General features: G+C 38.3%; 18 protein-coding genes. 12 read left to right on the top strand and 6 right to left on the bottom strand.

What is annotated here, in order from left to right:
- Nucleotides 1-8 precede the first annotated feature (8 nt).
- The 11 genes from J0871_RS01340 (at nt 9) to ftsZ (ending at nt 14,448) form a co-directional block, all read left to right on the top strand.
- Nucleotides 9-326, top strand: coding sequence for an FtsL-like putative cell division protein (locus J0871_RS01340; RefSeq protein ID WP_075324909.1), 318 nt, complete (start codon nt 9-11; stop codon nt 324-326).
- Nucleotides 327-2,318 carry a penicillin-binding protein gene (locus J0871_RS01335; RefSeq protein ID WP_208222872.1) on the top strand — a complete coding sequence of 664 codons (1,992 nt, stop codon included), beginning with the start codon at nt 327-329 and terminating at the stop codon, nt 2,316-2,318.
- Nucleotides 2,315-3,781 (top strand): UDP-N-acetylmuramoyl-L-alanyl-D-glutamate--2,6-diaminopimelate ligase, encoded by a 1,467-nt coding sequence (locus J0871_RS01330; RefSeq protein ID WP_208222871.1) that lies wholly within the window; start codon nt 2,315-2,317, stop codon nt 3,779-3,781. Before J0871_RS01335 ends, J0871_RS01330 begins: the two co-directional genes overlap by 4 nt.
- A 35-nt stretch (nt 3,782-3,816) precedes the next feature.
- Complete coding sequence (gene mraY / locus J0871_RS01325; RefSeq protein ID WP_075324906.1) at nt 3,817-5,055, top strand: phospho-N-acetylmuramoyl-pentapeptide-transferase; 1,239 nt, start codon at nt 3,817-3,819, stop codon at nt 5,053-5,055.
- A gap of 6 nt (nt 5,056-5,061) precedes the next feature.
- Nucleotides 5,062-6,429, top strand: coding sequence for a UDP-N-acetylmuramoyl-L-alanine--D-glutamate ligase (gene murD, locus J0871_RS01320; RefSeq protein ID WP_075324905.1), 1,368 nt, complete (start codon nt 5,062-5,064; stop codon nt 6,427-6,429).
- 63 nt (nt 6,430-6,492) lie between these two features.
- The gene (locus tag J0871_RS01315; RefSeq protein ID WP_208222870.1) at nt 6,493-7,701 is read left to right on the top strand and encodes an FtsW/RodA/SpoVE family cell cycle protein; all 1,209 of its coding nucleotides are present in this window, start codon (nt 6,493-6,495) and stop codon (nt 7,699-7,701) included.
- A gap of 10 nt (nt 7,702-7,711) precedes the next feature.
- Entirely contained in the window at nt 7,712-8,803 is a 1,092-nt protein-coding gene (gene murG / locus J0871_RS01310) for an undecaprenyldiphospho-muramoylpentapeptide beta-N-acetylglucosaminyltransferase (RefSeq protein ID WP_208222869.1), read from the top strand.
- 53 nt (nt 8,804-8,856) lie between these two features.
- Nucleotides 8,857-10,212: a UDP-N-acetylmuramate--L-alanine ligase gene (gene murC / locus J0871_RS01305; RefSeq protein WP_208223163.1), complete on the top strand. Its 1,356-nt coding sequence runs from the start codon at nt 8,857-8,859 to the stop codon at nt 10,210-10,212.
- The gene (locus J0871_RS01300) at nt 10,202-10,918 is read left to right on the top strand and encodes a hypothetical protein (protein WP_208222868.1); all 717 of its coding nucleotides are present in this window, start codon (nt 10,202-10,204) and stop codon (nt 10,916-10,918) included. Before murC ends, J0871_RS01300 begins: the two co-directional genes overlap by 11 nt.
- Nucleotides 10,919-10,921: 3 nt before the next feature.
- Nucleotides 10,922-12,289, top strand: coding sequence for a cell division protein FtsA (gene ftsA, locus J0871_RS01295; protein WP_075324900.1), 1,368 nt, complete (start codon nt 10,922-10,924; stop codon nt 12,287-12,289).
- A 119-nt stretch (nt 12,290-12,408) separates the two neighbouring features.
- Nucleotides 12,409-14,448, top strand: coding sequence for a cell division protein FtsZ (gene ftsZ / locus J0871_RS01290; RefSeq protein ID WP_208222867.1), 2,040 nt, complete (start codon nt 12,409-12,411; stop codon nt 14,446-14,448).
- 81 nt (nt 14,449-14,529) lie between these two features.
- On the opposite strand, the gene J0871_RS01285 is transcribed toward ftsZ, so the two are convergent.
- The 6 genes from J0871_RS01285 to dacB form a co-directional block, all read right to left on the bottom strand.
- Nucleotides 14,530-14,733: a hypothetical protein gene (locus J0871_RS01285; protein WP_075324898.1), complete on the bottom strand. Its 204-nt coding sequence runs from the start codon at nt 14,731-14,733 to the stop codon at nt 14,530-14,532.
- 91 nt (nt 14,734-14,824) lie between these two features.
- Nucleotides 14,825-15,430 carry an inorganic diphosphatase gene (locus tag J0871_RS01280; RefSeq protein WP_075324897.1) on the bottom strand — a complete coding sequence of 202 codons (606 nt, stop codon included), beginning with the start codon at nt 15,428-15,430 and terminating at the stop codon, nt 14,825-14,827.
- 10 nt (nt 15,431-15,440) lie between these two features.
- Entirely contained in the window at nt 15,441-15,998 is a 558-nt protein-coding gene (locus J0871_RS01275; RefSeq protein ID WP_075324896.1) for a hypothetical protein, read from the bottom strand.
- Between the two features lie 25 nt (nt 15,999-16,023).
- Complete coding sequence (locus J0871_RS01270) at nt 16,024-17,553, bottom strand: helicase HerA-like domain-containing protein (RefSeq protein ID WP_208222866.1); 1,530 nt, start codon at nt 17,551-17,553, stop codon at nt 16,024-16,026.
- Between the two features lie 76 nt (nt 17,554-17,629).
- Nucleotides 17,630-18,682, bottom strand: a complete 1,053-nt coding sequence (locus J0871_RS01265) for an LD-carboxypeptidase (protein ID WP_208222865.1) — start codon at nt 18,680-18,682, stop codon at nt 17,630-17,632.
- A gap of 25 nt (nt 18,683-18,707) precedes the next feature.
- Nucleotides 18,708-20,042 carry a D-alanyl-D-alanine carboxypeptidase/D-alanyl-D-alanine-endopeptidase gene (gene dacB / locus J0871_RS01260; RefSeq protein WP_346014321.1) on the bottom strand — a complete coding sequence of 445 codons (1,335 nt, stop codon included), beginning with the start codon at nt 20,040-20,042 and terminating at the stop codon, nt 18,708-18,710.
- A 168-nt stretch (nt 20,043-20,210) separates the two neighbouring features.
- On the opposite strand from dacB, the gene J0871_RS01255 reads away from it, so the two are divergent.
- Nucleotides 20,211-23,303 (top strand): SusC/RagA family TonB-linked outer membrane protein, encoded by a 3,093-nt coding sequence (locus J0871_RS01255; RefSeq protein WP_208222864.1) that lies wholly within the window; start codon nt 20,211-20,213, stop codon nt 23,301-23,303.
- Nucleotides 23,304-23,307: the final 4 nt, after the last annotated feature.

Below are 23,307 nucleotides of genomic sequence, written 5' to 3'. Positions count from 1 at the left end.
GAAGCTTTATGAAAAAAGGTTTTTACAACATACTACGGGCTAATTTTCTTATTAGCAGGGATGCGGTAAACAACTGGCGCTTTATAGTTTTTTGTACGCTGCTCGCTATTATTATGATTGCGAGTTCGCATAGTGCAGAAAGAAAGGTGCATAAAATTGCAAAACTTCATACAGAAGTAAGAGAATTAAAAAGTGAGTTTGTAGATAGGCGTTCAGCGCTTATGCGTATTAAAATGGAATCTACAATTACGCAAAAAATGAAAGATAGAGGAATTCTACCTTCCGAGAATCCTCCGTATAAGATAAAAGTGAATATAAAGGAGTAAATGGCTACATCTGAAAAAGGCATATTGAATAGATTATACGTGGTTGCGGCCTGTATGTTCATTTTCGCCGTGGGGGTGGGCGTGAAGCTGCTGGATATTCAGTTTGTAGAAGGAGATCATTACCGCAACCTGGCAGAAGAGCGCACGGTAAGAAGTTTTAAAATTCCCGCCAGCCGTGGGAATCTTTATGATGCAAAAGGCAATCTTTTAGCGACTTCAGTTCCTAAATACGATATCCGGTTTGATGCGGTTACCGTTTCAGATAAAAATTTTCAGGAAAATATAGTGCCACTTTCCAATAGCCTAACCGAGATGTTTGGGAAATCTGCAGCATATTGGTCTCAATATTTAAGACAGGCAAGAGCTAACGGCCAGCGTTATTTACCTATTGCAAAAAATCTTGGTTATTCAGAATATATGAAGGTGAAAAGCTTTCCTATGTTTAATTTGGGAACTTACCGAGGTGGAATGATTGTAGAGCAAAGAACGGTTCGGGAGCATCCACTTGGTAAAATGGGAGAACGTACGGTTGGTTACGAGCGCCAGGATGAGAACGGATATTTTACCCGTGTAGGTCTTGAAGGTGCTTTTAGTTCTTATTTAAGAGGAACAGATGGCCGTAGATTAAAACAAAAAATTGCCAAAGGCCAGTGGAAACCTATAAGTGATAATAATGAAGTAGAGCCAAAAGATGGTTATGATGTGATCTCTACTATAGATGTGAATATTCAAGATATTGCGCACCACGCTTTACTGAAGCAACTTGAATATTTTGAAGCAGATCACGGTACTGTAGTGGTTATGGAAACCAAAACCGGTGAGATCAAGGCAATGTCTAATCTTGGCCGGACTGAAACAGGGACTTATTTTGAAAAAAGAAATTATGCGGTTTACGAGTCGCACGAACCGGGCTCCACATTTAAGCTAATGGCCATGACCGCCGCTTTAGAAGATGGTGTGATAGATACCAGTTCGGTTATAGATACCGAAAATGGTGTGGTGCGATATTATGGAAGACCGGTAAGAGATTCGCGTCACGGTGGCTATGGAAAGATATCTGCGGCCAAGGCATTTGAGGTTTCTTCAAATACAGCATTCACTAAAATTATTACTGAAGGTTATAAAGACAATCCGGCTAAATTTGTAGATAAGTTATACGATATGGGCCTAAATAGTAAAATTGGCCTGGATATAAAAGGAGAAGGATCGCCTAGAATTCCTCACCCTAAAGATAAAAACTGGAATGGTTTAAGCCTGCCCTGGATGGCCTTTGGCTATGGAGTTTCCATTACACCTTTACAAACTCTGAACTTTTACAATGCTATTGCCAATAATGGTGAAATGGTAAAGCCGCGTTTTATTAAAGAGGTAAAAGAGTGGGATAAAAGTATTTTAAAGGTTGAACGTGAGGTCATGAATCCTAGCATTTGTTCTCCCGAAACTGCTAAAAAACTTCAAAAAATGATGCAGCAAACTGTAGAAAAAGGTACAGCTGCAAATATTTATACGCCAAACTTTTCTATGGCCGGAAAAACAGGAACCTGCCAGGTAGAATACTGGATTGAACCGGGAAGATATATCTCTTCTTTCGCAGGGTATTTTCCAGCTGAAGATCCAAAATATTCGTGTATTGTGATTATTCATAAGCCGAAAAGGAGTAAAGGATATTATGGAAATATCGTTGCAGCACCGGTTTTTAAACAAATCGCCCAAAAGATTTATACCGATACCCCGGTAATGGATACCCTGCCTTCCCTCGATATTCAGAATGATAAAGTGACAGACGATTTTGATGCATATTTCGCGAAAATTGATAACGAAAAAATCGTAATGCCAGATGTGACCGGGATGCCGGCTATGGATGCTGTTTCGCTTTTAGAAAACCTGGGCTTAAAAGTCAATTTCAAAGGTACCGGAAAAGTTAACGGACAATCAATTTCGGCAGGGCAGAAAATAAAAACTAATCAACAAGTAAATTTAAATATAGGTTGAGAGTCTTAAAAGACATATTATATAAAGTACAAATCGATGCCGTGGTTGGAAATACTTCGGTAACTATAAACAAGCTTCAGTTTGATTCAAGAAAGGTTGAATTAAACGATGCTTTTGTAGCTATTCGTGGTAGCCTCTCAGATGGGCATAACTTCATAGAACAGGCTATAAATCAGGGCGCACTCGCGGTTATTTGCGAAGAATTTCCGAAGGAAATCGTAAATGGAATAACCTATATAAAAGTAGGAAATGCACAGCAGGCTTTAGCTTTTATGGCTGCAAATTATTACGATAATCCTTCAGAAAAATTAAAACTTATAGGAGTTACCGGCACCAATGGTAAAACCACGATTGCTACACTTTTATATAATTTATTTACCAAAGCTGGTTTTAAAGTCGGTTTACTTTCCACAGTGAAAGTAATGGTTGCTGAAAATTCTTATGATGCAGTGAGAACCACTCCAGATTCTATTACCATCAATAAGTATTTAAAGCAAATGAATGATGAGGGTGTGGAGTTTTGCTTTATGGAAGTGAGTTCTCACGGTATAGACCAACATAGAACCACAGCCCTTGAGTTTGCCGGCGGAATTTTCACCAATCTAAGCCACGATCATTTAGACTATCACAGCAGTTTCGCTGAATATCGCGATGTGAAAAAAAGGTTTTTTGATGAATTACCGGCTTCGGCATTTGCCTTAACGAATACAGATGATAAAAACGGGCAGATGATGCTGCAGAATACGAAAGCACAAAAATATACCTACGCCTTGAAATCTTACGCCGATTATAAGGCGCAAATTCTTGAAAATTCTTTCACTGGATTATTGCTGAAAGTAAACGACCAGGAATTATGGACGCGCCTAATTGGAAGTTTCAACGCTTACAATGTTTTGGCTATTTATGCTACTGCAGAACTTTTAGGCCTTGAAAACCTGGAAAGTTTAAAGATTATAAGTGAGCTTAATTCAGTTAGCGGAAGGTTTCAATATATCATTTCAGAAAAAGAAAAAGTAACGGCGATTGTAGATTACGCCCACACCCCAGATGCTTTAAAAAATGTACTGGAAACCATAAATAGCATTCGTACAAAGAACGAAGAGCTTATTACGGTTGTAGGCTGCGGCGGAGATCGCGATAAATCTAAAAGGCCAAAAATGGGTCATATTGCTTCGGCTTTAAGTACTAAAGTGATATTTACCAGTGATAACCCGAGAACTGAAGATCCCGATAAAATTATTGAGGATGTAGAAGCCGGGGTTGAACCGCAGAATTTTAAGAAAATTATGTCGGTAACCAATAGAAAACAGGCAATTAAAACTGCCTGCCAAATGGCCGGTGAAAACGACATTATTTTAATCGCAGGTAAGGGTCACGAGACCTATCAGGAGGTAAATGGAGAGCGTAAAGATTTCGATGACCTTAAGATAGTGACCGAATTTTTGAAACAATTAAATAAGTAAGCCCACTTTTTCCACTGGAAGAATAACCAGAAAATATGTTATACTATTTATTTCAATATTTAGATGCAGAATACCAGGTGCCCGGGGCGCGCTTGTTTGAGTACATTTCCTTTAGATCGGCGATGGCTATAATCCTTTCTTTGGCTATTTCTACGATCTACGGAAAAAGAATAATCAATTATTTACAGGCAAAACAGGTTGGGGAAAGTGTACGAGATTTAGGACTTAGAGGACAAAGCGAAAAAGCGGGTACACCAACTATGGGCGGGGTTATTATAATCTTCGCCACGCTAATTCCTGTTTTACTCTTTGCTAAATTGGAGAATATTTATGTAATCCTGCTTATAGTAACCACCCTTTGGATGGGAGCTATAGGTTTTATAGACGATTACATTAAAACATTTAAAAAGGATAAAGAAGGCCTGCAGGGGAAATTTAAAATCCTGGGGCAGGTTGGCCTGGGAATAATTGTAGGTGGCACTTTGTATCTGCATCCGGGAGTTACCGTAAAAGAAGAAACAAATGAGCCGGCGCCAGAGCAACAAGAGCTGGTAGATAGCTTTCAGAATATTAGGGAAATGGGCCCGGAAATTAAAACTACCACTACCACAATTCCTTTTGTGAAAAATAACGAGTTCGATTATTCCAGCTTGATTAGTTGGATAAATCCTGCTTTGGCAAATTATGCCTGGTTAATCTTTATTCCAATCGTAATATTTATTGTGACTGCAGTTTCCAATGGCGCCAATTTGACCGATGGAATAGATGGTCTCGCCGCTGGTTCTTCAGCAATAATTGTGCTCACGCTTGGGATATTTGCCTGGGTTTCGGGTAACATAATTTTTTCAGATTATCTCAATATAATGTACATCCCGCGATCTGGTGAGATGACGATTTTTATAAGTGCTTTTGCGGGTGCTTTGGTCGGATTTTTATGGTACAACACTTATCCTGCACAGGTTTTTATGGGCGATACTGGTAGTTTAACTATTGGTGGAATTATAGCCGTACTCGCAATTGCCACAAGAAAAGAATTATTGATCCCCATTTTATGCGGAATCTTTTTAATGGAAAACCTATCGGTGGTTATGCAGGTAGCCTGGTTTAAGATTACCAAAAGAAAATATGGCGAAGGCCGAAGAATTTTCCTGATGTCTCCTTTACATCATCATTATCAGAAAAAAGGATACCACGAAAGTAAAATAGTAGTGCGCTTTTGGATTATTGGAATTTTTCTGGCCATTGTAACTATAATCACGCTAAAAGTAAGATAAGAAATAGTGAAAACAGAAACTCAAAATACTAACAATTCCGGTAAAAAACTGGTGATCCTTGGCGGCGGCGAAAGCGGTGCTGGGACTGCTATTTTAGGCGTGAAGGAAGGTTTTAAGGTTTTTGTTTCAGATAAAGGAAAAATAAAAGAAAAATATAAATCGGTTTTTGAAGAATTGAAGATCGATTGGGAAGAGGAAATTCATACTGAAGCTAAGATTTTAGATGCCGATGTAGTGATGAAAAGTCCCGGAATCCCGGAAACTGTTTCAATTGTAAAACAATTAGTAGAGAAAGGTATTCCGGTGATTTCAGAAATTGAATTTGCTGCCGCTTTTACTTCAGCAAAAATTATTGGGATTACAGGCAGCAACGGGAAAACCACCACTACAAAATTTGTGCACCATATTTTAAAAAATGCAGGCGTAAATGTGGGAATGGCAGGGAATGTAGGCGACAGCTTTGCAAAACAGGTCGCTGAAACAAATCCCGACTGGTTTGTGCTGGAATTAAGCAGTTTTCAATTAGACGGGATTAAAGAATTTAGGCCTGATATTTCGGTGTTAACCAATATCACGCCCGATCATTTAGATCGTTATGAACATAAACTGGAGAATTACGTTTTTTCAAAATTCAGGATTGCCGAAAATCAAACTAAAGATGATTTTTTTATCTACGATTTAGACGATGAAATTATCACAAACTGGTTGGATAGACACCCGGTAAAAGCGCAAAAATTACCGTTTTCCCTTCAGCAAAAAGTAGAAAATGGCTCATACATAGAGAACGAAAATATTATAGTTAATATAAAAAACAAACAATTTAATATGCCAACAACAAAATTAGGTTTACAGGGTAAACACAATACTAAAAATGCGATGGCTGCGGCCACTGTTTCCCAATTATTGCGAATTAGAAAAGAAACTATTCGTGAAAGTATGGAGAGTTTTCAGGGGGTAGAACACCGCCTGGAAAAAGTGCTGAAAATTAATAATGTTCAGTATATAAACGATTCTAAGGCAACTAATGTAAACGCAACTTTTTATGCTTTGGAAAGTATGGAAAGTGAAACCGTTTGGATTGTTGGAGGAGTAGATAAAGGAAATGTTTACGACGATCTTCTACCACTGGTAAATGAAAAAGTAAAAGCAATTATTTGCCTGGGAGTAGATAACCAAAAGCTAATGCAAAACTTTGGGAATTGTGTAGATACAATTGTTGAAACAGAATCTATGAAAGAAGCTGTAAGAATGGCTTATAGTCTCGCTGAAAGAGGAGATTCGGTTTTACTTTCTCCTGCCTGTGCAAGTTTTGACCTTTTTGAAAATTACGAAGACAGAGGACGTCAGTTTAAAGATGCCGTTAGAGATCTATAAAAAGAGCTTAGATCCTGAAACAAGTTCAGGATGAGGTTCGATAAAAGGAAATTAAAGAATTAAATGAGCAACATTTTTTCAAATCTTAAAGGCGATAAGGTTATCTGGGCTACGGCCGGGCTGTTGGCAATATTTTCATTTTTGCCGGTTTACAGTTCCAGTAGTAATCTTGCGTATTTATATGGAGATGGCAGCACTTTCCAGTATGTGGTGGTGCATTTCTTCCATTTGCTTTTAGGTTTTTGTTTGCTCTTTGCTGTACATAAAATTCCCTATCATTATTTCCGGGGGCTTTCCATCTTATTTTTGCCGGTTGTAATTGTGTTGTTAATTTATACGGTTGCCCAGGGAACAATGATAGACGGTGCTTATGCGAGTAGATGGATCCAAATTCCGGGCTTAGGGGTTTCGTTTCAGTCATCTACGTTGGCATCGGTAGTTTTAATGATTTATGTGGCGCGTTACCTCTCTAAAAAAACCAATGAGAATCTCACTTTTAAAGAGTCAATTTTACCGCTTTGGTTGCCTGTAGGAGTGGTATTATCCTTAATTTTGCCGGCCAATTTCTCCACAACTGCCATCGTTTTTTCTATGGTGCTGGTGTTGATGTTTTTAGGAGGATATCCAATAAAATACCTTGGAATTATTGTAGCGGCAGGTTTGATTTTGTTGACCATGTTTATTCTTACGGCTAAAGCTTTTCCGGGACTTTTACCCAATAGGGTAGATACCTGGGCAAGCCGAATTGAAAGTTTTTCTAACGATGAAGATACCGAAGCCGATTACCAGATTGAAAAAGCAAAAATTGCAATAGCCACAGGTGGTGTTGCCGGAACCGGGATTGGGAAAAGTGTACAAAGAAATTTTTTACCACAGTCTTCTTCCGATTTTATCTACGCGATAATTGTTGAAGAAATGGGGTTAATAGGTGCCTTCGGAGTAATGTTGGCGTATTTGCTATTGCTTTTTAGGATTGTGATCGTAGCCACAAAGGCCAATACCGTTTTTGGAAAATTACTGGTTATGGGCGTTGGCTTGCCTATAATTTTCCAGGCATTGATAAATATGGGAGTTGCGGTAGAGTTATTTCCGGTTACAGGACAAACTTTGCCTCTAATAAGTAGCGGGGGAACTTCCATTTGGATGACCTGCATGGCGTTGGGAATTATTTTAAGCGTAAGCGCCAAACGTGAAGAAATGAAAGAAAGGGAAGAAGCTGAAAAGGAACTGGATAATGAAAATCCACTAGATATTTTAAGCGAAGCTATATAGAATTTAAAAAATGAAAAAGGATTTACGTGTAATATTATCTGGAGGCGGTACCGGCGGGCATATTTACCCGGCCATTGCTATTGCCCACGAGATAAAAGTACGTTATCCTGAAGCAGAAATATTGTTTGTTGGTGCCAGTGACAGGATGGAAATGGAGAAAGTACCACAAGCCGGTTACAAAATAGAAGGTCTATGGATTAGTGGAATTCAGCGAAAGTTAACGATGAGCAATCTAATGTTTCCATTTAAGCTGTTAAGCAGTTTGGCAAAATCCAGAAGAATAATCAGGGAATTCAAACCAGATGTGGTAATAGGTACGGGCGGCTTCGCTAGTGGACCTTTATTAAAAGTGGCAAACTCGAAGGGCATTCCAACTCTTATTCAAGAGCAGAATTCTTTTCCAGGAATAACCAATAAATTGTTGGCAAAACAGGCCGATAAGATTTGTGCCGCTTATGAGGAAGTTAAACGATTTTTCCCTGCTGAAAAAACTGTAATTACCGGTAACCCGGTTAGACAGGATTTGTTGAAAATTGACAAAGACAGGGAAAAAGCTCTTGCACATTTTGGTCTTGCCAAAGACAAAAAAGTAGTGCTGGTTTTAGGTGGAAGCCTTGGCGCAAGAAGAATAAATCAGTTGGTGAAAGCCAATTTAGAAAGATTTAAAGAAGAAAATATTCAGCTTATCTGGCAAACCGGGAAGCTGTATTATGAAGATTATAAAAAGTACAATTCAGGTTTGGTGCAAACGCATTTATTTCTGAATGAAATGAAGCTGGCCTACGGCGCTGCAGATGTGATTATTACAAGAGCTGGAGCGGGCACGGTTTCAGAATTAAGTATTGTGGGAAAACCGGTGCTTTTTGTTCCGTCCCCTAATGTAGCTGAAGACCACCAGGCCAAGAATGCAATGGCGGTAGTAAAGAAAAATGCCGCGATGATGTTGAAGGAAAATGAACTGGATGAAAAATTTGAGACCGAGTTTTTCGCATTAATGGCTTCCGAAGAGAAGCAAGAAGAACTGGGAGAAAATATTAAAAAACTGGCTTTGCCAAATGCAACCGCCAGGATTGTAGATGAAGTAGAGAAATTGATTAAATAAAAATATTAAGACCTCACAGGTTTCCAAAACCTGTGAGGTCTCAAGAAAATAGAATGCAGGATTTAAACCACATACAAAACATTTATTTTATCGGCATTGGCGGTATTGGGATGAGTGCGTTGGCGCGTTACTTTAAATTCCAGGGAAAAAATGTAGCCGGTTACGATAAGACTTCGACTTCGCTTACCAGAACGCTGGAAGCAGAAGATATTGTGGTGGTTTACGATGAAAAAATGAAGTTGGTTCCAGCTGAATTTACAGATAAAGAAAATACGCTGGTTGTCTACACACCCGCGGTTCCTGCCGCTCACGAACAACTGGTTTACTTTAAGAATAATGATTTCAACCTAAAAAAAAGAGCCGCTGTGCTCGGATTAATTTCTAAAGGAAAAACCACTTTAGCGGTAGCTGGAACTCACGGTAAAACTACCACTACGGCAATTTTAGGACATTTGCTTAAAGAAACCAATGCGAAAGTAACCGGATTCTTAGGTGGAATTAGTGAAGATATTCAAAGCAATTTAATCCTGAAAGGCGACGAAGTTATCGTGGTGGAAGCTGATGAATTTGATCGCTCATTTCTTCATCTTTCACCAAATATCGCAGCGGTAACCTCTATGGATGCCGATCATTTAGATATTTATGGCAAAAAAGAAGAACTGGAAAATACTTTCAGGCAGTTCGCAAAGCTAGTTCCTGAAAATGGAACTTTATTCGTGAAAAATGGCTTGCCGCTGGATGGAATTACTTTTGGAATAGAAGACAATGCCGATTATTCGGCTCAAAATATAAAGATCGAAAATGGAACCTATCATTTTGATCTAAAAACTCCTAACGGAGTTATTGAAGATTTTATGTTTAATCTACCCGGCAAACACAATTTGCTAAATGCTATAACCGCCCTGGCGATGGCTATCCAATATGGATCCCCAATCCCCAGGCTATCCAGGGCGTTATATAGTTTTAAAGGTGTTAGACGAAGATTTTCTTATAAAATTAAGTCAGATAAGTTGGTGCTTATAGACGATTATGCACATCATCCGGCAGAGATCGCTGCGGTGAACCAGGCGGTTAGAGAAATGCATCCCGGGAAGAAGGTTTTGGCAGTTTTTCAGCCGCATTTATTCAGTAGAACTAAAGATTTTGTTGATGATTTTGCAGAAAGTCTTTCTTTATTTGATGAGTTGATGTTGCTGGATATTTATCCGGCCCGAGAATTGCCAATTGAGGGAGTTAATTCAAGCTGGCTTTTAGAGAAAATTCAGAATTCAAATAAAAAATTAATTCAGATAGAAAATATTATTGAAGAAATAAAAAGTTCCAATCCCGAAGTAGTGGTACTTATGGGCGCCGGTAGTATTGGAGAAGAAGTGGAATCTGTAAAAAACGCATTGCAAGATGAAGCATAAACTTAAGTACATAAAACTACCTATTTTACTGCTTTTAGTGGGCTTTCTATTCGGTTTTGCTGAAAAACGGAATAACAACCGCAAAATAAGTGAAGTAAAAGTGCAATTTGTAACTGGTGAAAACCTCTATGTTACTGAGGAAGCGGTTAATAAGTTGTTGATACAAAATGATGTGGCCGCGGCGGGCATAGACAAAGAAATTTTAGATTTGAATAGGGTAGAGAGCCTGTTGAATAATCACGATATGATAGAAAATGCTGAAGCGTTTTTGAGTTTGGATGGGAAACTCCAAACTAAAATAAGTCAGCGTAAACCCATTGGTAGAATAGTGGGGAATTCTTCTTTTTATATAGATAGGAATGGGAAGGTAATGCCGCTTTCACCATACTATGCTGCAAGGGTACCACTGCTTATGGGAGTAGACTCCAGCAACGTAATTACAGCATATCCGCTGGTAGATTATATTCAGAAAGATGAATTTTTAACCCGACATATCACCGGTGTTAAACGTTTGCCCGGAGATAAATTTGAACTGGAAATGAGAAAATTAGACTTTAAGGTGTATTTCGGCAAAGCCAATGATATAGCCTTAAAATTCAATAATTTTAAAGCATTTTATAAAAAAGCTTTACAAGACGAGAAATTAGAGACCTACAAAAAAGTGAATTTACAATTTGGAGATCAGGTTGTTTGCACTAAAAAGTAAATTATGGAACACAACGAGATAGCCGTAGGATTAGATATTGGTACCACAAAAATTGTGGCCATGATTGGACGTAAGAACGAATATGGAAAGGTGGAGATCGTAGGTATTGGGAAATCCAAAAGCCTTGGTGTGCACCGCGGGGTGGTAAATAATATTACCCAAACTATTCAGTCTATACAGCAGGCTATTCAGGAAGCTGAGGCAGATTCAGGATTAAAAATTAGTGATGTAGTGGTTGGTATTGCCGGCCAGCATATAAGAAGCCTTCAACATAGCGATTATATTACCAGGCCAAACCCCGAAGAAGTAATTGATGCCGATGATATACATAGCCTCTGCAACCAGGTTCACAAGTTGGTGATGTTGCCGGGAGAAGAGATTATTCACGTTTTACCTCAGGAATTCAAGGTAGACGGCCAGGCAGAGATCAAGGAACCTATTGGAATGTATGGCGGGAGATTGGAAGCTAATTTCCACGTAGTAGTTGGCCAGGTTTCTTCCATTAGAAATATTGGAAGATGTGTAAAAAGTGCCGGATTAGAACTTTCGGCAGTGACTTTAGAGCCATTGGCTTCAGCTAATGCCGTATTGAGCCAGGAAGAAAAAGAAGCAGGGGTTGCACTTATAGATATAGGTGGTGGTACTACCGATTTAGCCATTTTTAAAGACGGAATAATTAGACATACCGCCGTAATTCCTTTTGGCGGAAATGTAATTACCGAAGACATCAAAGAAGGATGTTCAATTATAGAAAAACAGGCAGAATTGCTTAAAATTAAGTTTGGTTCTGCCTGGCCTGGAGAAAATAAAGACAACGAGATTGTTTCTATTCCCGGTTTGCGCGGAAGGGAACCTAAGGAAATTACCTTAAAGAACCTTTCAAAAATTATCCACGCTCGTGTAGTTGAAATTATTGAGCAGGTTTACCTGGAAATTAAAAACTACGGGCACGAAGAACAAAAGAAGAAGTTAATTGCCGGAATGGTCTTAACAGGTGGTGGAGCACAGTTGAAGCATATTAAACAACTTGCCGAATACATTACCGGGATGGATACCAGAATTGGATATCCTAACGAGCACCTTGCAGGAAATAACGATACCGAAACTACCAGCCCGGTTTATGCCACAGCGGTAGGATTGGTAATGAATAGCCTGGAACACGGTGAAAAGAAGTTTCAAGAAGAAGTTGTGCTAAAAAGCAAAGAAGAAAGAGAAAGAGAAGAAGAGGAGTTGCAGAAAGATTTTGAGCAAAATCCACCGGAAGGTGAAGATTTGAGGCAGGATCCCGAAGCTTCAAAAAGACCGCCCAAAAAGAGCATTTTTGATAAATGGGCAGAGAAGTTTAAAGATTTTTTAGATAACGCAGAGTAAATACCTCGAGGTAATCCTACGAGGAATAGAATTAAAAAGTAAAAACATTTCAACGTAAGCGTTGAAGCATATTAAATCTCACTTAGTGAGTAAAAGAGAGAACCAGTAAAACAGAATTTATGAGCAGTACAGAATTCGACAACATTGCATTCGATTTGCCAAAGAATCAATCGAACGTCATTAAGGTTATTGGTGTAGGTGGTGGAGGCAGCAATGCTATAAACCACATGTTCCAGTTAGGAATTAAAGGAGTAGATTTCGTGGTTTGCAATACCGATGCACAAGCCCTTGATAATAGTCCCGTTCCTAACAAAATACAATTAGGTGTAAGCCTAACCGAAGGATTAGGAGCCGGTGCTAACCCGTTAATTGGGGAGCAGGCAGCCGTAGAAAGTTTTGATGAAATTAAACAAATGCTTGATGTAAATACCAAAATGGTATTTATCACCGCAGGTATGGGAGGTGGTACCGGTACTGGTGCGGCTCCTGTAATTGCGAAACAGGCAAAAGATATGGATATCCTTACCGTTGGGATCGTGACCATTCCTTTTCAGTTTGAAGGGAAAATGAGGAACGAGCAGGCTCAACTTGGGGTAGAAAAACTTAGAAGTCACGTAGATTCCTTAATCGTGATCAATAATAATAAACTTCGAGAAGTTTATGGAAACCTTGGTTTTAAAGCCGGTTTCTCTAAAGCCGATGAGGTTTTAGCTACCGCTTCCAGGGGAATTGCTGAAGTGATTACACATCACTACACGCAAAATATTGACCTTAGGGATGCCAAGACGGTATTAAGTAACAGCGGAACTGCAATTATGGGATCGGCCCAGGCCACTGGAGCAACCAGGGCTCAGGATGCTATAAGCAAAGCATTGGATTCTCCTTTATTAAACGATAATAAGATTACCGGTGCCCAAAACGTATTACTGCTAATTGTTTCGGGTGGCGAGGAAATTACTATTGATGAGATTGGAGAAATCAACGACCATATCCAGGCAGAGGCCGGGCACAGCGCCAATATTATTATGGGTGTTGGTGAAGATGAAGCTTTAGATGATGCAATTTCGGTAACAATTATCGCTACGGGGTTTAATGTAGAACAACAAAACGAAATTGTAAATACCGAAACCAAAAAGATTATCCATACGCTGGAGGATGATCAAAAAGCGGAGCAAAAATTAGATCCTAAGAAAAGAGGTTTTTATCCAAAACACAATCAACAGATTGAAGAACCAAAACAGGAAGAAGAATCAAATACACCGGAGCCTGATAATACCATTGTACACACTTTAGACGATAGTGTAGAAGAAGTAGACGAGGTCGGGAATATTCAGGTAAAGGAAGACGAGCTTTACAAAACGCCAAAATCGGCGCGGGATATGGAGGTTTCTTATGAAGAAATTAATCCTGATGATTTTATTATAAATGATACTTCAGAAGAAATAAAATCTATGGAAGTGAATGAGCCTGAAGAGGTTCAGAATGAAAATGAAGAGCAAATAATGTTCACTTTCGATTTTCCTATAAATCAGGAGAAAAAGGAGGAACCAAAAAAGGAACAACCAAAACGGGAAGAGCCTAAAGCTCAAACTCAACAGCCAAAACCAGAGCAAAAGGAAATTAGACATCAGCTTGAAGAAGATGAGTCTAAGAATATTGAGGTAAACGAACCGGTAGAGATCGTACCGGTAACCGAGAGTTCTACTCGTGGAGTGAAACGTTACAGCCTGGACGATTATATGGAATTTGAGCAATCTTTAGATAGGTCTAAGCCCCAAACTAAGAAGAAAGAGGAGCCAAAGGATGAAACCATTGCTTTTGAAAAGAAAACGGTAAAACCCGAACCTCAAACTCCTGAAAAGAAACAGGAAGAAAATGAAGGCGAAGAAGACCCGTTTAATAATCCTATTTCTGAAGTTTTAATTGAGCGTGCTGCCGAGCGTAGGGCGAAAATGAAAGAATTTAATTACAAGTTTAGAAGTAATGCCGCCCAAATTGATGAAATTGAAAAACAACCTGCTTACAAAAGACAGGGCGTAGACCTGGATAAAAATCAACCGGGAGAAGGAAAATTATCGCGCACTACCTTAGGGAAAGACGATAATGATGATCTTCATTTTAGAAGAAACAATTCTTTTTTACACGATAATGTAGACTAACACCAATCTTTTTTATATTACTGTTCATAAAAAAAGGTGCCTCGCAATGGGCACCTTTTTTGATTTTATAAAACCTCTTATTTAAGTTTTTTTCTCGGCTTCAATATCTTCGGTATCCTTTCTTCTTTTAATGAGAGAAATTCCTGAAATAAAGAAAATAAAACCAATAATGGCCAGCGCCCAGGGGCTTAACATAAGAGCAATACTTCCAAAAATTCCCAGAATTCCCATTACCAGTGCAATAGCACCGCCAACAGTTAAGATAATTCCTAAGACTTTAATCATAACTAAAATGTTTTGGTTAGGAGATTAAAGGTAACCAAATGTTTGAAAATCAAAGCGCGATTAACATTTCTTAAAGAAACGAGCTTAATGGTTAAGGTTTAGAAATCCACTTTTCTATTTCTAAAATTGCATCGGCTTCATCGCCCCAGCCTTTAATTTCTAAAACCTGGGATTTATCGTAATAAGTAAACCAGCTTTCCAGGATCTTAATTACTTCAGGATAATTTGAACTGAAGGTTTTATAATTTTCAACATTAATAATTTGATCTTTTATTTGAGCCGGAATAGCAATAACTTTATAATCAAATTCATTTTCGTCTATTAGCTTGAGCACCGCAATAGGGATAATTTCTATAATACTACCCGTTTTTTGACTTTCGCCAAGTACCAACACGTCTACCGCATCACCATCACCTCCTTTCCTGGGATCAGAAAATGTTGAAGGAATAAACCCATAATTCCCTGGGTAAGGCAGAAAGTTTATAATACGATCTTTACCATCTCTTTGGTCTACCAAAAATTTCTTTTGGGTTTTATGGTATTCAATCTTTTTATTGGTTCCCGCCGGGATTTCAATTACTGCCTGGTAATTTCCATTACTGGTTTTGGTTGGTAATTTCCCCAAATCTTTTGAGGTTTTACAGGCTGAAAAAATTAGAAATAATCCTAAATAAATACCGAAGGGAAGAATTTTCATTTTCTAAATTTTAGTCCCAGTAAATCATAAAATACTTGATCCTGGCCTCGTCTGGAATTTGTGACGCCCTAATTTTGGAATCGGTATCATACCTTAAATCTGAAGGTAGTTCCTTTTTGTCTATAGTGATATAAGCGTTTATCTCATCTAAAAAAACCACTGCCGCGTTAAGGGTATTTTCAATTCTGGAAATATTATAATCTTTCATAATATCTTTAAATGTACTCGCCGTACTTAAGCCGCTTTTGGTTTCATACCTTGGGTCAAGAACTCTTATGTAGCCAATAGTGCTGGTAGAATCAAATTCCTGCAGTGGTTCTAAGATCATTAAGGGTTTGCCTCCTTTTTCAAAAACTTTAATCTCACTGGTAGCCCGAAATTCTTCGGCGCCACTTTTTTGTTTAACAAGAGAATCTTCAGAAAACAGGGAATCTAACTGATTAATTTTAATGTCCCGGTTTACTGGCCCCACCTGGTTAGCGGTAATTAAAAAAGGATTGTCTTCATCTTTTTGGCAGGAGGTTAAACCTAAAGTTAAACCAAGAATAAGTAGCAAAGATTTTTTCATTTTTTAGATTGAATATTGATGATATTTATTTTAATAATTTGTTGAGTACGCCCATAACGCCTCTAATAAATGTTGCGCTGGTAAGCACTTTAATTACTGCTCCCTGGGTTTTGCCAGAGGTTTTACGGGAAGTTTTACTACTGGCTTTTTCCCGTTCTAAAGCTTCAGCTTCAGCCTTTTCTTTGGCTTCTTTAGCTTCAGCTTCTTCTATTTTTTTATTTAGAAGTTCGTATGCACTCTCACGATCTATTTCCTCGTTATATTTTGGACGTAATTTAGATTGAAAAATAAGTTCCTCCAGTTCAGTATCAGTTAAAATATCCATCCTGCTCATTGGTGCTCTTAACATGGTGGCAGCAAGGGCAGAAGGTCTTCCTTTCTCGTCTAATGCCGAAACCAGCGCCTCACCAATACCTAACGAGGTAAGCTGGTTTTTGGTATCGTAATATTCAGAAATTGGATAATTTTCAGCCGATAATTTTATCGCTTTTCGGTCTTTGGCGGTAAATGCTCTTAATGCATGCTGAATTTTTAAACCCAGTTGGCCCAATACTTCGGAAGGAACATCGGTTGGATTTTGAGTTACAAAATACAGTCCCACGCCTTTAGACCTAATTAACTTAACAATACTTTCAATTTGATCCAGCAACGCGTCTGAAGCTTCTTTAAAAATAAGATGGGCTTCATCTATAAATAAAACCAATTTTGGTCTGTCGCTGTCGCCTTCTTCGGGGAAAGTGGTGTAGATCTCTGCGAGTAAACTCAACATAAATGTTGAAAATAACTTCGGCCTATCCTGAATATCGGTAAGCCTCATGATATTTACATAACCGTGGCCATTTTCGTCTTTCCTGGTGAGATCGGTTACGTCAAAAGAACGTTCCCCAAAAAAGCGTTCGGCTCCCTGCTGTTCCAGTGCTACAATTTTTCTAAGAATAGCACCGGTGGATGCGCTGGAGATTCTTCCGTATTCGTTTTCTATATTTTCGCGACCTTCATTGGTAACATACTGTAGCATTTTTTTTAAATCCTTGAGATCTAATAAAGGTAAATGATGATCGTCGCAATATTTAAAAATTATGGCTAAGATGCCTTCCTGAGTTGGGGTAACATCTAAAATTCGTGATAAAAGGATAGGACCAAATTCACTAACCGTTGCTCTTAAGCGAACACCATCCTGTTCTGAAATTGTAAGAAATTCAACGGGTGATTTTGAAGCTTCAAACGGAAAACCTATTTTTTGATGTCTTTCGTGTAGAAATTCTTCTCCGGCCGATGGTTTTGCGATCCCACTAAGGTCTCCTTTTACATCCATCAATAAAACCGGGACACCCTTTTGCGAAAGGTTTTCAGCAAGAATTTGCAATGTTTTAGATTTTCCTGTTCCTGTTGCTCCGGCGATTAATCCGTGGCGGTTCATGGTTTTTAGCGGGATTTTAACCGCCGCATCGGCGAAAGTTTCACCGTCTAGCATTGCCGCACCTAAATGAATAAAATCTCCTTTTGGTTGGTAGGCATTGCGAATATGATCTACAAATTCTTGTTTTTTATCCACGTTTCAAATTTCCTTAAAAATAAGAATTGTTGCGAATAATTGCCGGTTTTCAGTCAATTTACTTTTAAATCTCAGGTTATTTTACGGGATTTTCTAAAAGCTCTATACTTCCGTTTGTAGCGTTTATCTTCGCTTTCAATCCATTAGGAACAGTAATGTTATCGTCAATATGGCCAATCATCGCTCCAGAAAAAGCAGGAATATGTAAAGGTTTTATGTAATGATCCATAACTTCTTCCATCGTTAGAGAACCATAACCTGAGCCGCCGGGATTGCAGCTGGTGCATTTCCCAAAGACAAAACCGCTTATTTTATCCAGAACTCCGCCCAATTGTAACTGGCTCATCATCCTGTCTACAGCATAAATTTGTTCGCCTACATCTTCTAAATACAGGATATTATTTTCCCAGTTTGTAGGAAAATATTCCGATCCCATAATTCCGGTAAGAACCGAAAGATTTCCGCCTATAAGTCGGCCGGTGGCTTCACCGGGTTGAATAGTTCTAATACGGTTTTTAGTTTGGGCCAGGTTATCACCTTTATCTTTAGGATTTGTAAAAGTGATTTTTTCGTTATCGAATAACAAACGTTTAAAATGATCAAAACTGAAAGAATTCCAGGTAGAAACCGCCAATGGTCCATGATAAGTAACGAGTCCGGTTTTTTCGAAAATCGCCAGGTGTAATGCCGTAATATCGCTATAGCCAATAAAGATTTTTGGATTGTTTTTTATCAATTCATAATCTATTTTATCCAGTATTCTCGCCGCGCCAGATCCTCCCCGAAGCGCCATGACGGCTTGAATATTTTCGTCGCGAAACATATTGTTGAGTTCTTCGGCCCGTTCTTCATCGGTTCCTGCCAGGTGGCCATAGCTACTTTTTACGAATTTGCCGAATTTTACTTTTAAGCCCATCGCTTCCAGACTTTCTTTAGAAATTTCGTAGGGTTCGGTTTCAAAAATAGCGCTAGACGGACTTACAACGCCAACCGTATCTCCTTCTTTTAATCCCTGCGGAATTATCACCGAATTATTTGAAAGGTTAATTTTATCAATTTCAGCAAAATTTGCCAGCGGAAAAGCTAAGCTCCCAATTCCTATATTTTGAATGAATTTTCTACGTTGCATTTATGAAGATTTTGAAGAATTAAAGTTAGTAATTATCACGAATCTGCAGCAGTACCTTTTCCATTTCAGACTTTAAAACTGAAGTGGGAACCGTGTAGTTGCTATTCATAAAACTAAAAATTAGTAGTTTTCCGCTTTTGGTTTTTAGGTATCCGCTAAGGCTGTGATTATTTTTTAAAGTTCCGGTTTTTGCAAAAACATAAGGCTCATCTGCTTTGTAATAATTTTTGATAGTTCCCGAATGTCCGCCGGTGGGCAGCATATCTAATAATTCTTCTTCGGGTACTTCGGCTTTAATTTTCTTTAGTAATTTCACAATGCTTCGGGGAGTAAAAAGGTTATAGCGTGAAAGCCCGGAGCCATCATACCACATAGGTTCATCGGGAAGATCTTTTAGATGGTTTTCTTTCATATATTTTATAGCGATATCAGATTTTAGGGTATCAGATAATTTTCCTGCCGCCATTATTAAAATCTGTTCAGCAATAAAATTATCACTTACTTTCAGCATTTCTTTATACACACTATCGCTGGGAATACTGTATCGCGTTTTATCAAGCTTTTTATTTATTTCTGAATTCTGAACCAGGCTAACCGACTTTTGTAGCGTATCACTTAGAAGTCTCAGGAGAATTTCTGAAGAATATTTAAAAGGTACAGATTGAGTAAAATCTGATTCCTTTTCCTGATTATTGAACTGAAAACTATTCTTAACAATATTACGCCTAAGCCGGGCTGAAACCAGGCTGTCTTTAGAACTAATCAACGAATCTTTAAAAATTGAAGGGGAAACCAGAGGGAACTCCTTATTTTTTTTAAACTTGAATCCTACCATATTGCCATAAATAGGAAAAGCAGTACGCTCTGCCGAATAGTAGGCGTTATAATCGTCCCAGGCCCAGCCTGGGCCCTGGTGCTTTTCGGTATATGTTGGTGCAACATAGGCCAAAGGATTTTCGCTTTTCTTTAAAAATTGAAAAACTGCGGAATTTGGTGAATTTTCATTTAAAAATGATGGATCTCCTGTGGCTTTAAAATAAAGAGTATCGTTTTCAATAGCATATTTAAGTGCCGGAATGGAATCTCCCAGAATTTTTAGACCTGCATAAAATGTAAATAATTTGGTATTAGAGGCTGGGGTAAAATATTTACCGGCATTATGGCTATAAATAGTTTTGTTTTTTTCTGGATCTACGAGCATAAATCCTACAAATCCCTGTTCAAAAACCGGAGATTCGGTGAAAATCTTATCTAAAGGCTTGCTTATTTTGCGTGTGGTGGAACATGAAGAAATCGAGATAGTAATTAGTAGAAAAATTACAATTTTCAAGGTTAATTTTAAAGTAGGGTAGATTTTCACAATTATAAAATTTTAAACAGGTTTACATATTTTTAAAAAATTAGCACAAAGTTAATTTAATTACCAAGAAGTTAATAAAAGTTTAATTTTTAAGTCAACAAATTTGCCCAGTTCTGGCGCTTTTCGGTATATTTAATTTATAATTCAGAAAACTTTAACACAAAAGGAATGAGAAACAAACTAACAATTATGGCCTTGCTGGCATTTTTCCAGATTACTGGAGTGTTGGCCCAACAAACTGAAGTGACCGGTACGGTTACTGTGGCCAGTGACGGAATGCCTTTGCCAGGGGTAAACGTTTTGGTAAAGGGAACTAATGACGGAACGGTAACTGATATGGATGGGAATTATGCTATTGAAGTTGCTGCAGATGCAGTGCTGGTATTTTCTTCCCTCGGTTTTGAAAACCAGGAACAAGCCGTAGAAGGCCGTAGTGTAATTAATGTTGCTATGACCGAAGATATGGAGGGTCTTGATGAAGTAGTAGTAACTTCCCTGGGAATAGAAAGAGAGAAGAAAGCACTGGGTTATGCTGTACAGGAAATACAGGGAGAAGATATTACCAAAACTAATCAGCCTAATATTGTAAGCGCACTGCAAGGACAAACTGCAGGGGTGCAAATTACTAATTCAGGTGGTGCTCCAGGGCAGAGTGCAAGAATAATTATTCGTGGTGTAAACTCTTTAGATCCAAATGCCGATAACCAGCCGTTATTTGTAATTGATGGGGTTCCGGTAGATAACTCTACTACCGAAAGCGGTAGTACACCTCGTGGTTTATCTAACCGTGCTGCCGATATTAACCCCAACGATATAGAATCTATGAACGTACTAAAAGGTGCTGCCGCTACAGCACTGTATGGGGTTAGGGCTGCAAATGGAGCCGTAATTATTACCACTAAAAAAGGTAAAGCAGGAGATGTAAGAATAAATGTAAACAGCTCTATTGGTTTTGAAGAAGTAAATCAATATCCAGAAATTCAGGATGTGTATGGCCAGGGATTTGGTGGCGTTTACGATCCTAATTCTTTTTGGCCAAACTGGGGTCCTTCCATAGATGAAATTAGAGAAATAGATCCTGATGCTCAAATAAATGATATTTGGAGAGATGCCATGAGAACTGGAGTTCAAATAGATAATTCTTTTAATATTTCAGGCGGTAATGAAAAAGCTAATTTTTACGCTTCACTTAATAATTTAGACCAGGAAGGGATTATTCCTTTTAGTGACTGGGGAAGAACTTCTGCAAGATTAAATGGAGAGTTGAAATTTAGTGACCAGTTTAAGGTTGCCGGTAATATGAGCTATACAATTTCTGGTGGTAACCGTGTGCCACACGATAGATTTATGGAACGTATGGTTTATAACACTCCTATGCAGGATATAAATGATTATATAAATGAAGACGGTACTATGAAAAGTATAGGAACCAATACCAATCCTATTTACGATGCACGTTTTAGTACTTTTGAAGACGAAGTTAACCGTATAATAGGTAACCTTAATTTTACTTACAGTCCGTTTGAATGGATGGATGTTAATTACCTAATTGGTACCGATTTCTATACAGATTCCCGAACAGAAATTACCCCGGGGCCATTAGGAATTGAAGGTGAAGTTCCTTTAAGTTCGCAAGGGTTTATAACTGAAACCAGAATAGATAGTAGAGATATAAACTCTAACCTTTTTATTACACTAAAAAAACAATGGGACGATAAATGGAACACTACTTTACGTGTTGGTAACGACGTTTTTGAACGTGATTATGAAAGAGTAGATGCTACCGGGGAGAATTTTGTAATTCCTCAATTTTATGACCTTAGTTACGCAAGCCAGATTTCTAACTCACAAGATAAGCGTAAGAAAAGGCTGGTGGGGTTATATGGAGACCTTATGGTAGATTATGATGATATGTTATTCTTGAATATTACTGCGAGAAACGACTGGACATCAACTTTACCACAAGGGAATAATTCATTCTTTTATCCATCTGTAAACTTAGGTTTTGCATTTACTGAAGCTTTTGAAATGCCAGAAGTACTTTCTTATGGTAAATTAAGAGCTTCTTATGCTGAAGTTGGAAAAGACACCGATCCTTATAGAATAGGTCAAACCTATACTTCACCGGGTATTTTCCCTTTAGGCGGGGAAGTTGGTTTTACTAGATTTAGCCAGTTTGGTGATCTTGGTTTAAAACCTGAAAGAACTACTTCCATAGAATTAGGTACAGATCTTAGATTCTTCGGAAACCGTCTGGGAATTGATTTTACCTGGTATAAGTCTAATAGTAAAGATCAAATTATTCCTGTTCCGGTTTCTGAATCATCAGGATTTTCTACTTTCATAACCAACGCTGGGGAAATAGAAAACCAGGGTGTTGAATTCATAATTACCGGGAATCCTATTAGAACCGAAGATTTTACCTGGAATGTTACTTTGAACGCAGCATATAACCAGAACGAAGTTGTAAGCATTAGAGAAGGTATTGAGCAAATTCAGGTGGGAAGCCAATATGGGTACGCTGGTAGTACCGTAACTATGCAACTTATAGAAGGAGAGGCTTATGGTAATATATTTGGAAGTAGTTATGAAAGATATGGAGCCGATGCAAATAACCTTTTCTTAAATGAAGATTTGCCTAAGGTAATTGGGGAAAACGGTTTTCCGGTTAGAAATGGGAATCAGTTAATCTTAGGAAATACCACCCCAAAATGGATTGGTGGTTTAAAAAATGATTTCACCTATAAGAATTTTGACCTTTCTTTTCTTATTGATTTTAGAACCGGTTTAGAACAATATAGCCAGTACGATAACTTTTTCTCTGCTTTTGGTATAGCTGAATATACTTTAGATAGAAACGAAACCCGTGTTTTTGAAGGCGTACTTGCCGATGGAACGCCCAATACTCAAGAAGTTTGGTTAGGCCAGGGTGAAGGTCCTGATGGTAGGGATTATGGTGCAGGTTACTATAGAAATAATTATCGTACGGTTAGTGAAAACTTTGTGCACGATGCTTCTTTTATTAAACTACGTAACATTTCCCTTGGTTATAATTTTGGAGATAATGTGTTAGATGCTATTTCTTTCCTTGAAACCGCGAGAGTATCGGTAGCTGCTAATAATATCATCCTTTACACACCCTGGGATGGTTTTGATCCCGAATCTTTTAGTGCCGGTGCCGGTGGGAATGCTACAGGCTTCACAGGACTTGGATATCCGGGCGTACAAAGCTTGTTTTTTACACTTAACTTAGGTTTATAAAAAA

Origin of the sequence: Salegentibacter sp. BDJ18 (assembly GCF_017579965.1) — a bacterium.
Taxonomy (GTDB): Bacteria; Bacteroidota; Bacteroidia; order Flavobacteriales; family Flavobacteriaceae; genus Salegentibacter.
The sequence above is the reverse complement of the archived record's forward strand: the minus strand, read 5'-3'. Positions and strand labels throughout refer to the sequence as shown.

Bases quoted from the DNA above. Each gene is read 5' to 3' on its own strand.
- J0871_RS01265 (WP_208222865.1), bottom strand. From the start codon at position 18,682: ATGCAACGTAGAAAATTCATTCAAAATATAGGAATTGGGAGCTTAGCT.
- J0871_RS01315 (WP_208222870.1), top strand. From the start codon at position 6,493: ATGAGCAACATTTTTTCAAATCTTAAAGGCGATAAGGTTATCTGGGCT.
- J0871_RS01255 (WP_208222864.1), top strand. From the start codon at position 20,211: ATGAGAAACAAACTAACAATTATGGCCTTGCTGGCATTTTTCCAGATT.
- ftsZ (WP_208222867.1), top strand. From the start codon at position 12,409: ATGAGCAGTACAGAATTCGACAACATTGCATTCGATTTGCCAAAGAAT.
- J0871_RS01275 (WP_075324896.1), bottom strand. From the start codon at position 15,998: ATGAAAAAATCTTTGCTACTTATTCTTGGTTTAACTTTAGGTTTAACC.
- J0871_RS01340 (WP_075324909.1), top strand. From the start codon at position 9: ATGAAAAAAGGTTTTTACAACATACTACGGGCTAATTTTCTTATTAGC.
- murC (WP_208223163.1), top strand. From the start codon at position 8,857: ATGCAGGATTTAAACCACATACAAAACATTTATTTTATCGGCATTGGC.
- ftsA (WP_075324900.1), top strand. From the start codon at position 10,922: ATGGAACACAACGAGATAGCCGTAGGATTAGATATTGGTACCACAAAA.
- murG (WP_208222869.1), top strand. From the start codon at position 7,712: ATGAAAAAGGATTTACGTGTAATATTATCTGGAGGCGGTACCGGCGGG.
- J0871_RS01300 (WP_208222868.1), top strand. From the start codon at position 10,202: ATGAAGCATAAACTTAAGTACATAAAACTACCTATTTTACTGCTTTTA.
- J0871_RS01285 (WP_075324898.1), bottom strand. From the start codon at position 14,733: ATGATTAAAGTCTTAGGAATTATCTTAACTGTTGGCGGTGCTATTGCA.
- mraY (WP_075324906.1), top strand. From the start codon at position 3,817: ATGTTATACTATTTATTTCAATATTTAGATGCAGAATACCAGGTGCCC.
- J0871_RS01335 (WP_208222872.1), top strand. From the start codon at position 327: ATGGCTACATCTGAAAAAGGCATATTGAATAGATTATACGTGGTTGCG.
- J0871_RS01280 (WP_075324897.1), bottom strand. From the start codon at position 15,430: ATGAAAATTCTTCCCTTCGGTATTTATTTAGGATTATTTCTAATTTTT.